Source organism: Fastidiosibacter lacustris, from assembly GCF_003428155.1.
GTDB classification, from domain to species: domain Bacteria; phylum Pseudomonadota; class Gammaproteobacteria; order Francisellales; family Francisellaceae; genus Caedibacter; species Caedibacter lacustris.
This window is the reverse complement of the sequence record NZ_QLIR01000021.1, coordinates 19,277-29,770: the sequence shown is the minus strand read 5'-3', so window position 1 is coordinate 29,770 and position 10,494 is coordinate 19,277. Positions and strand designations below refer to the sequence as shown.

7 protein-coding genes and 3 pseudogenes are annotated in these 10,494 nt (G+C 33.9%); 6 read left to right on the top strand and 4 right to left on the bottom strand.

All coding sequences use genetic code 11. The annotated features are described in order from the left end of the window. From DNJ77_RS10245 to DNJ77_RS08585, 3 genes and pseudogenes are all read left to right on the top strand, one after another. A pseudogene (locus DNJ77_RS10245) lies at positions 1–109 on the top strand (IS982 family transposase); the annotation flags it as partial. A 330-nt stretch (positions 110–439) separates the two neighbouring features. Continuing rightward, positions 440–751, top strand: a pseudogene (locus DNJ77_RS08590) (transposase family protein); the annotation flags it as partial. 617 nt (positions 752–1,368) lie between these two features. Next, positions 1,369–1,812, top strand: coding sequence for a hypothetical protein (locus DNJ77_RS08585; RefSeq protein WP_116964579.1), 444 nt, complete (start codon positions 1,369–1,371; stop codon positions 1,810–1,812). 9 nt (positions 1,813–1,821) lie between these two features. Here DNJ77_RS08585 and DNJ77_RS08580 read toward each other — a convergent pair whose 3' ends face one another. The 4 genes from DNJ77_RS08580 to DNJ77_RS10120 all read right to left on the bottom strand — a co-directional run bounded on the left by DNJ77_RS08580 (position 1,822) and on the right by DNJ77_RS10120 (position 6,243). Beyond that, positions 1,822–3,024, bottom strand: coding sequence for an amino acid permease (locus tag DNJ77_RS08580; protein WP_116964578.1), 1,203 nt, complete (start codon positions 3,022–3,024; stop codon positions 1,822–1,824). Between the two features lie 73 nt (positions 3,025–3,097). Next, positions 3,098–5,356 carry a putative bifunctional diguanylate cyclase/phosphodiesterase gene (locus tag DNJ77_RS08575; RefSeq protein ID WP_116964577.1) on the bottom strand — a complete coding sequence of 753 codons (2,259 nt, stop codon included), beginning with the start codon at positions 5,354–5,356 and terminating at the stop codon, positions 3,098–3,100. A gap of 258 nt (positions 5,357–5,614) precedes the next feature. Next, the gene (gene upp, locus DNJ77_RS08570) at positions 5,615–6,034 is read right to left on the bottom strand and encodes a uracil phosphoribosyltransferase (protein ID WP_239986785.1); all 420 of its coding nucleotides are present in this window, start codon (positions 6,032–6,034) and stop codon (positions 5,615–5,617) included. Next, positions 5,998–6,243 carry a uracil phosphoribosyltransferase gene (locus tag DNJ77_RS10120; RefSeq protein ID WP_239986784.1) on the bottom strand — a complete coding sequence of 82 codons (246 nt, stop codon included), beginning with the start codon at positions 6,241–6,243 and terminating at the stop codon, positions 5,998–6,000. Before DNJ77_RS10120 ends, upp begins: the two co-directional genes overlap by 37 nt. A gap of 248 nt (positions 6,244–6,491) precedes the next feature. Here DNJ77_RS10120 and DNJ77_RS08565 point away from each other — a divergent pair, with 248 nt between their 5' ends. The 3 genes and pseudogenes from DNJ77_RS08565 to DNJ77_RS10240 all read left to right on the top strand — a co-directional run. Then, the gene (locus DNJ77_RS08565) at positions 6,492–7,613 is read left to right on the top strand and encodes a GGDEF domain-containing protein (RefSeq protein ID WP_116964576.1); all 1,122 of its coding nucleotides are present in this window, start codon (positions 6,492–6,494) and stop codon (positions 7,611–7,613) included. Positions 7,614–8,069: 456 nt separating this feature from the next. After that, entirely contained in the window at positions 8,070–9,104 is a 1,035-nt protein-coding gene (locus tag DNJ77_RS08560; protein WP_239986783.1) for a sigma-70 family RNA polymerase sigma factor, read from the top strand. Between the two features lie 1,128 nt (positions 9,105–10,232). Then, positions 10,233–10,362: pseudogene (locus tag DNJ77_RS10240) on the top strand (IS982 family transposase); the annotation flags it as partial. Positions 10,363–10,494: the final 132 nt, after the last annotated feature.

The window sequence follows — 10,494 nt, the reverse complement described above, 5'->3', positions numbered from 1 at the left end:
GCATTTAACGAAGCGAATTGCCAGAAAGGTACTTGCGCATACCGTTAGTGCTGTCATATGCAAGAGTGAAGGTTATTTAGCGATACAGTTTGAAAAATTGGGGATTTAAAAAGTTGAACATGGCGTGTTGATAATACTTTTCATGTAAAGATTGGTTAAAATTTTTTCTGCATTGTAACCCTTGAAGCTAAGTGATATCTGTTTGAATTGTATATTAAATGAGTGGCAAACACTTCCATTTGCAATATTTACTTTTAAGATAATAACTATCGCCATACAAAGTTTTCTCTGAAATTAGTGTTATATCTGGCGACAATAAAAATTTGTTTTTTTCATCAATCGTGTGAATAAGCTTACGTGATATTAGTAATAGAATTCCTTCCAAACCGTATTTAATCTAGCAAAATAGCTATTTAAAAATTAAAGGTGGATATGATCAATGAGATGGGAAACGATAAACAAGTTAGCAGCAGATGAGTTTCGTCGTTTAACTGGTGTAAAAAAGCCAACGTTTGAAGAGATGGTGAAAATATTACAAGCGGCGCGAGCAGAAAAAAAACTAAGGGGTGGTAGAAAAAATAAGTTGAGCATAGAGGAGACATTGTTAATGACATTAGAATATTTAAGGGAATATCGTACCTACTTTCACGTTAGCAAAAGTTATGGGATTAGTGAGGGCTATGCTTATAAAACGATTCGTTGGGTTGAAGATACGCTGATTAAAAGTAAAAAGTTCAGCTTGCCAGGGCAGTAGATGCCAGTGAACATCAGGTGCATTGCCGACAAATATCGGAATAGACGAAAAAGGTTTGGACTTCGATTTAATTTAATAACGGAAATTTACAACTTTGAATTGACTAATTGAGGTTTGGAAAGAACTCTATTGAATAGCAACTTTCTTATTCCGATGTTTTTGCAAGAAGATGTCTAACTCTATTCTTTCAGAGTCAACAGCACGTCAAAGGACAAAACGTTGACCATTTACTTTAGATATTTATCTCATCCAAATGCCATTTATCTGTTGGCTTACACTGCTGCTTTCCTCCATCAGACCAAATAGCAAAGAACGAATAACCTGAAGCAGAGCAGAAGCTGAAAAAGCGAAATAACGCGGGTTGGTAAAGATGAAATTTGTTTTAAATAAAAATTTATAGAAAGCAGTTGAACGCTCAATATCTGACACGTAAATTAGTCGCAAATAATAGTTTGCAAATTTTTCTTCGTATACGGAGAAAAAATATAAAAAAGTAGTTATCAACGCTAACCAAGTGCTATACTAAAGATAGGTAAAGCATTGGCTGCACTGGGTAGCATGGGGCTAACAGTAAGGCATTTGCCAAACAGCCAACCATAACAGGAGGATGCGCTATGACTATGTCACTTGATCAACTGTTCACCAAACAACAACGCATTCATTTTGATAGCTGTTGCCAATATTTTGAGTTAGCACTTTCTTATTTTGGGTATAACGTCCAAGCACAATGCTGCATAGACAATAAAAAAAGAATCGTTTTATATGCTGTTAATGTGTTTTACAAGGGGCAACAACGCCAGGTATTTACAGCACTGACTCTAGATGAATTTTATAAAAAGATGGAACTTGTTTATCAACTTTATCTGTATGCTAAGGACCACAACACAGACTTAGATCAGGCATTAGATTATTATCTTGATGAATATCAACAGTTTATCGCCATTGAAGGTGAAGTTGATGATTTGTTAAATTGGCAAGATTTTATCGACGAGGAATTAAGTCGAGCCAGTAATTATACTTATGATACGATGTGCTCTGAAAACAGAACACTACATTAATGAAGTAATCTACAGCGTTGGTAAAAGTTTTGCAAGCGTCAGAAGTTCAAGGATGATCATAAGTAATGCAACAGCCAATATAGTAGAAAGATAGAGTTTACTCAATATGTGGTTTTTTCCATGACGCTTACGAATAATCCAAGTCATGGCTGCAGGCAAACCAATTAATAAAACAGCAACGAAAATACTAGCATAACCCAATGCAATGACAAAGCCTTGTGGATAGAAAACCGCGAATAAGAAAGGTGGCAAAAACGTAATAATAAAAATAATAACTCTATTAATATATGTATTGGATTTTAGTTGATACGTATCGCGATTAAAATCAAATAAACCAAGGGTAACTCCTATAAAAGACGTGGTAATCGCAACCGATTCAAATAAATAGGCAAAATTACCCACTCTACTACTATGATAGCTTTCGACAATCCCAGATGATACATTCCCATTTTGAATAATGCTTTGGAAACTTAATTCACCATATACAGGAATTGAGCCAAGTGTTGTCAACGTCCAAATAAAGTAAATGACAAGTGGGATGAAGCTCCCCAAAATAATAGATTTGCGCAATGTTCTACGGTCAGATTTTACATAGCTACGCAAGGTTGGAATGATGTGGTGAAAACCAAACGAGGTAATTAAAATAGGGAAAGTGATCCAGATATAATTGATAGAACGTGTTTTAGTATCAATAAACGTTTGTTGAACCTCAGGCAAGATTGCAATCACAAAAGCAAAGAACGCTAAAAATTTAATAAACATCAGTATCTTATTAGTATGATCAACCGTTGTTGTACCCATATAAACAAATAAACCTAAAACAAGAACAAATAAAGCGTTATTAACCGTAACTGGCAAGCCAATACCGAGTTTATCTAAGCCACTGGCAACAAGGTTACCACCACCTACAGTATAAGCAGCAGTAAGTGAATATAGCAACAATAGGTAAGCAACCCAGGTAATGATTTGTCCTGACTTTCCAAGAGTAATATAAGCCATACGGCTGAAATTTGTACCATCGGGCATGGCAAGATTTACTTCTGCAAGTAGAAGTGCTGTCAACATCATTACAAACCAAACCGTAACAAGTAAAAAGCTTGCTAACCAAAAACCACATGCAGCAACAGTCGCAGGAATTGCTAACATGCCCGCACCAACGCTGGTACCTGTAATAATCATCACTGAACCAAATCCCCTAGAAAATAACAGCATAAATTTAATCCTTGAACATTAAATTAAAGTATTGTAACAGAGTGTAAGATGCTGGCAATGTCACTTACGCTGTTTATGTTTTTATTTGATTCTTTATAAAAGCACTTGCATCATTTGCAGATAATGGTTTACTAAAATAATAGCCTTGAATGAAATCACATTTTAGCTCTTTAAGGAGTTGATATTGTTCTTTTGTTTCTATCCCCTCTGCTATTATTGCACTACCAAGATTATGCCCCAGTCTAATAATACTTTCGACAATCACTCTGCTATTGAGATTGGTCAACACATCATCAATAAAGAACTTATCAATTTTGATATAGTCAACATCAGTGTTTTTAAGATATCCTAACGAACAAAACCCTGTTCCAAAGTCATCAATTGAAACTTGGAAGCCCATACCTTTGAGCATGCTTAACACAAAAGAAGTGGTTTTCATATTTTCCATAATGACCGTCTCAGTTATTTCAAAAGTCACATTTGATTTCGGTAAATTAAGTTGCTCAAGCGTTTGTTGTAATAAACTCAAAAAAATAGAGGCATTATTAATTTGAACAGCGGAAAGGTTGATTGATATTGTAGGTTTATAGATAACAACTTTATCATCATGCCACTGGCGAAGTTGATAGAAAGTCTGGCGAATGACCCAATTACCAATTTCAATAATGATTTTTAACTCTTCAGCAACTGGAATAAATTCAGCTGGAGAAACTTCGCCTAAAAACTTATTTCGCCATCTAAGGAGCACCTCAAAATGCGGGATTTTATTGTTATTAAGGTTAATAATGGGTTGATAAACTAGATAAAATTCATCATTAATAATGGCTCGTTCCAAATATTTAGCAATATCTATTCGCCTTAAGTAATGCTCACCTATTTTATTGTTAAAGATGCAATAACTGTTACCACCTGCTTTTTTACTTTCATACATGGTCATATCCGCATATTTAAGTAAGGTTTGCCTGTCAATAGCATGATCTGGATAAATTGCCACTCCCATACTGGCACGAATATTAATGGGATAAGCATCAATAACGATCACTTGATGAATAATGCTGTACAGGTGATTTACAGTCGTTCTAATATTCTCTTCAGTTTGGATATCATTCAAAATAATGGCAAATTCATCGCTGCCAATCCGAGCAATAAAATCGGTTTTTCGAATATTACTTTTAAGTCTAATCGCCAACTCATGCAATAAGCAATCACCAAAATCATGACCAAATCCATCGTTAATATGCTTAAAATGATCAATATCAATATACAGTAGTGCCAGCTTACTATTTTGAGTAAATGCTAGGTCGAGCTGTGTACTAAATACCTTTTCAAATTGCTTTCGATTAGGAAGATTTGTGATATTATCATAATGAGCAAACGCATGTAATTGAGCATTTTCAGCAAGATGCTTAGATAAAATCGAACGCAAACACAAAATCAATAGCAAGATAAAAACAACCATAAACCCTAAAACAGTTAATGGAATATGCGAAAGATTTATCCATACACTAGCGGAAACCATGCTCTGTTTCACGCCTAATACAAGTATTTGCTGATTGTTTATTTTCTGAAAGTAATAGACCTTTGTGTTGAGTCGAAAAGTTGCAAAGTCTTGAGCATTGAGTGTTTCTAGTACTTGATGAGGTAGTGTATTTAAGTGATTACTAAAACTTGTGCTCACGGCTTTCCAGTCGTTGTTTAGCTTTACAAACCAGTAGACATCTACTTTATTGTCCAGACTTGCGCTTTCAAGTTTATGCACAATTTGATCAAGGTTGAAATATAGTCGATCGTAGCCGATAATTTCTTTACCTTGATCGCCCTGTAAGCGAATAGCTATGGTAAAAATAGCCATTAATTGGTTATTTTGAGTGAAAAAAGAAAGTGGTTTCTTTGCAAAAGGTATAGTTTGCTTAGTGCCAACTTCAACGATAAGGTTACCATTTATCTCATAACGTTGTATGGCTTCTAGACTATCATTTGATACCAATGCTGAAGCAAGAATAGTGCGAAGCTCACTGACTTCAGCTGAAAATGGTAGACCAATAGCATATTTTTTTTCTATTTCGTTTAACAAGTAATTCGCTTTTGTGTGATTGCTAACTTGCAAAGAACTGCTTCTTGCCTCAGATAATGCAAGCACTATTTGATTGGTGTAGAAACTTAAAATTTGTTGATAACGACTAACCACATCAGTTTGTTTTTGTTGATAAAGAGGGTAAAATGACAGTAGAAAGACGACTAAAGTTAAACAAAACAGTAGACTGCTTGCACTAATAAGCACTTGCCAAAATAGTCGTTTACCTAATACGAGCTCCTTGAGCTTTATTTTCATTAAAATGCTTCCTGATTTGTCATTTCATGGTGATGTAACATTCCATCTATATGAGTATAGTGCCAAAAGTTACTTTTTTTCTAAATGACCAGCGATCATAACCAAATTTGTAAAAACGACAAAGCGTATGTAGTTAAATAAGTAAAAGAAAATACATATTTAGCAAAATAGCAAAAAACCACAGCATAATAGTATTTATTGATTGATTACTTCAGCAAAGCAATAACTCATACTAATTGTTAAGTTGGCAGTCAAATACTATTTCGTTGCAAAAATTTTATCGCCAGCATCACCCAATCCTGGGATAATGTAGGCATTTTGATCAAGATGCTCATCAATGGAGGCAGTATAAAGGATTACTTCTGAATGGTATTTTTGAAGTGCAGCGATTCCCTCAGGTGCGCATAATAAAGTAATGACAATAAACGTTTTGCAGCCATGAGATTTCAAAAGATTAATCGCACTATTGATTGAATTTGAGGTTGCAAGCATGGGGTCAAGTATAATAGCGGTACGCTGAATAATGTCAGGACAAGGATTAAAGTAATAACAATGCGCTTTGGTAGTGTTTTGATCCCGCTTCATGCCAATCATACTAACAGGTGCATTAGGCAAAAGTTTTAATGCCCCTTCTAACATTCCTAAACCTGCACGCAAAATGGGGCAAAATGTCGGCAATGGTTTTGCCAAGGTATTCGCACTAAATGTCCCTTGCCAATGTGGAATGTTTTTTTTTTGGTCAATGGTAAATCTGATAATGCCTCATAACAAAGCAAAGTAGTAAGTTCATTAGTAATTGCTTTAAAGCTTTGGCTAGAAAGCTCTTCATTACGCAAAAGATCAAGTTTGTAACTAACCAACGGGTGGGTGATTTCATGCGTCTTCATCGTTTGATCCTTTAATCTAAAGCGTATGTATTGATGAGTGTAGAAAGTCATAAACATTTATGCTAGGAAAATATTCTGAAATACATATGACTTAGAAAATGAAAATTGCCCATTTTAGTACTTTTTAATACAAAATAGACTATAGTTTAGAGTAGGTTTTCACTCACTTATCGCATATAGTAAAACGTAATGTATAAAAATGTAAAATAATGTGAATTAAACGAAAAAACATATGATGGACAAGAGTTATGTTAACAGTAAAGACATCAAATGGATTATTAGCAATGAGGAGAATAAAAGACTGGTTAAACCAAAAATTTAACGTCAACAGCTCAAGGTCAGCATATTGGCACCGCATTCACGTTACTTTGATTAGCCTCATATTGGTCATCATTGGAAATACTATATTTGGTATATTACATTTTTTAACAGAAAAAGAATTATACGGTGGTATTTATAGTTATTGTGCGGTGTTGTCCTATCTTATTCCACTGGCGATGCTTAAGGCAAGACACTATTATTTAGCCAAATTGACTTTAGGCATATTGTTCATCGTTAACACCTTTATATTCACCTACTTTTTATATCAACCACAGTTATTAAACTATCTATTTTTCATGGTTGTGCCACCTTTTTCTAATATGATTTTTGAAGTCAATGAACATAAAACGAAGTGGGGATTATCGTTACTTTCTGTGGAATTAATGCTTTTTTGTTTAATATATCCCAATAGCAACTATCTGATTGAGTTGACACTTCAAAATCAACTTACAACAAACTTATTTATTCTAATTACTATTACAGTTGTTATTGCAACCACAATTTCTGTGATTTTATCTGACCTAGAATATAGCGAAAAACAACTAGAGCTCATGGCAAAAACTGACAATTTGACGAGTTTATTAAATCGATCTGCTTTTCAAGATAGTCTAGAAGATTTTAAATATGCTACACATCAAGGCATGCCTTATAGCGTAATGTTTATTGATATTGATAAGTTTAAAAACATTAATGATCAGTATGGGCATACGGTAGGTGATAAAGTTATACAAGATGTAGCTAAAGTTTTGCTTCGTCATACACGAAAACATGATGTTGTATCACGCTTTGGTGGCGATGAATACGTTATTTTGCTGTCAAACATTGATCAAATCCAAGGAGAACAAATAGCAACGCGATTAAACAAGATGGTGCTGCAAGAAATTCCCAAAATAGGTAATATACAGGTGACGATTAGCATAGGTATAGCCAACAGCTTTTTTAATAGTAAAGATCATCACCATTTTGATGAAACGCTGAATAAAGCGGATCAAGCACTTTACCAAGCTAAAGCACAAGGTGCAAACTGTGTTATCAGCTTGAACGTGTGACTGGTGTACATCAAAAAATTTAATATGAGCTGTTTCTAATTTTTTTATTTCTAGCCCTACAATATAGGCAAAATCTATGGTTCGTCAGCTAATCAAAAGCAAATTTCTACAAAATTCGGAAAGGTTTAGGTTGACAGCTTGTACCCTATATTCTAAAGCATAGAATTTCTGTTTGTGGTAATTGTGCAGAAATTTGCTATTACACTTGTCATCTTATTACCATATAGGTTACGATGATATATCAATAAGATATAAAAATATCTGATAACAATTCCGTGATTGATGACAGTATAAATATCATTTTGCTCTATCATCTGCTAATTGTTATTGCGATACTAAGCAGGAAGCCAAAACGTGCATGTTGCAATTTAAATTAAATTTTGCTTTAAACCATAACAAAGTCACGTTATAACTCTTAAAGCTTGAGTTTTAGACAACATAATAAGGAGATTCAACGTGTTACAGCCACTCCCAAAACAATCAATTAAGAATAAGCCAAAAAATGTATTTGTTGAGGAATTTGATGACAACAGCGATATCGACTTTGAAAATATCAGAGATAACGATGCTATAACTGATAATCAAGAAGATGATACCCACACAAACTTTGGCAGTAGTGAAATTAGCGAGCTTGAGACTCAGAACTTTCCTTATAGTGAGAATGATGCAACCAAGATGTATCTCATTGACATTGGTTTTAGACCATTGTTAACGAAGGATGAAGAGTTTTACTATGCTAAATTGGTACAAAAAGGCGATCAAAAAGCTAAAAATATAATGATTGAGAGTAATTTACGCTTAGTTGTTAAAATTGCAAAACGCTATAAGCCACGTGGTAATAGCTTGAGCTTTTTAGACTTAATTGCTGAAGGAAATTTAGGACTCATTCGTGCAGTTGAAAAGTTTGATCCTGATTTGGGTTGGCGCTTTTCAACTTATGCTACTTGGTGGATTCGTCAAAACATTGAGCGTGCGCTTTTAAATCATCAGCGCACCATACGTATACCCGTACACATCTTAAAAGAGCTTAATGTTTATTTGCGTGCAGCAACTGAATTAACTAAGCTACTTGATCATGAACCTTCACCTGAAGAAATAGCTGAATTTATTGATCGCCCCGTTGAGGATATCCGAAAAATTCTCTCTTCTACAATACCAATCGATTCTCTAGACGAGGCTTATGATGACTCCAATCGTAGCATGCTCGAAACCATTGCTGATGAGCAAACAAGTGATCCTGAGGTCATACATCTTCACCGTAAGGCTGCTGAGTTTATTGATCAATGGTTAGATGAGCTTAGTGATAATCAACGAGCGGTACTCTCCATGCGCTTTGGCCTTCGCGGATATGACATCCAAACTTTAGAAGAAACTGGTGTACATATTGGCTTGACACGTGAACGTGTCCGCCAAATTCAGGTTGATGCATTAAGGCGCCTAAAGGTCATTGCTGCTGCTAATAACATCGATGCTAATTTATTCTCCCATTAGTCAAATAGCGGAATCATAGTAATATGGTTTTGCTACTCGACTATATAAAAAGCACTCTTATCCATCATAACTGTCCAACGAAGGTTAAGCTCTTTTATCAAGAGCTCATCTAATGCTGTAGTAGTTTAAATTTTATTGTGCAAATATAGTTTGTCAAAATTTTCTGCGGTCTCAAAAGCGCGGCTTCTTTTATCTATCTCTTGACAAATTTTACTTATTTTATCTTCAGAACTCTTTTCCCCACATATAAAATTATATAAACCTCTTGGATCTGAACTTTCAAAATTCAAATTATTTAATTCATTAATAGATATTGAATAAAACGGGACAATTTTGCTTAATTGTTTACAAATAAGACTATTTTTTTGTTTGAACAATAGCTTTCATAATCATTCAAGGGGACGTGAAGTTGCTCAATATCATCAAAGTGATCAATATTAATGCTACTAATTGATTTTTGGTGTTTTAGAAGGTTTGCTATATCTTGCTTTTCAGCCGAATGACCGTAAGTAGAAAGATAAAAAGAGATAAAAAATATTATTTTTACAACGTTTCGTAACCATATTATCATAATCTATTTCCGTTAATTTTGGTTTTTATGTACAAAGTTAGACTCTCTTATAAGCTCATTAAATGGATATAAAAATTATACAAACTTTACTTCAGCTGCTATGCTTCTAAGTTCTCCTATATGCTTATAGCTCACTCAATGAATATAATAGGTAAAATCCTAAGGTCTGTATGATAATTTCTTTTTAGCACCAATAGCCATTAAAATTTAACATCTAATTTAAAGGCTTAAGTTTGAATGCAAAAATAATATTCAACTTTTTGATTATTGTAAAGCTTATCTCTGTACACAAAGAAGAATTTACAAAATACTGATTGATGCATTATTTTTTTCTTGAGACATCAAAGTTGAGTCAAATTCTAGATGCATCCAAATCTTTGTTTGAAAGATATTAAATTTGATTATGATAGCAAGTCGGTCAAAATCGACAATAGGATGGTTTTTTGGATTTAACGCAAGGCTTAATTGATAAATTAGTTTGGTGATAAAGATTTTGAACGTGGGTGGGTTAGTGTTACAACTGATTATATGAGTTTAAAAAAACATGAAAAAAGGACTTAAAAAAGATTAACCAAATTGAACATACAAAGGCATCGTTCAATATGGAGTTTTATGACAAATCTATTATGTAGGTTAATTGTGTATTACTTCCAGCCTAAAAAGCCAAATGTGCTGTTTGTATTATAAGCATTTATATCGAATTAACGTTAACTACATTAGAACGTATACGAAAGGCCTGAGAATAAACTCTACAATGAATAAAATAGATGCCCAAAATAATAGCTCAATAATAAATAAAGATCCCCATTTTGCAAATCT

Bases quoted from the DNA above. Each gene is read 5' to 3' on its own strand.
- DNJ77_RS08585 (WP_116964579.1), top strand. From the start codon at position 1,369: ATGACTATGTCACTTGATCAACTGTTCACCAAACAACAACGCATTCAT.
- DNJ77_RS08580 (WP_116964578.1), bottom strand. From the start codon at position 3,024: ATGCTGTTATTTTCTAGGGGATTTGGTTCAGTGATGATTATTACAGGT.
- DNJ77_RS08575 (WP_116964577.1), bottom strand. From the start codon at position 5,356: ATGAAAATAAAGCTCAAGGAGCTCGTATTAGGTAAACGACTATTTTGG.
- DNJ77_RS10120 (WP_239986784.1), bottom strand. From the start codon at position 6,243: ATGAAGACGCATGAAATCACCCACCCGTTGGTTAGTTACAAACTTGAT.
- DNJ77_RS08565 (WP_116964576.1), top strand. From the start codon at position 6,492: ATGTTAACAGTAAAGACATCAAATGGATTATTAGCAATGAGGAGAATA.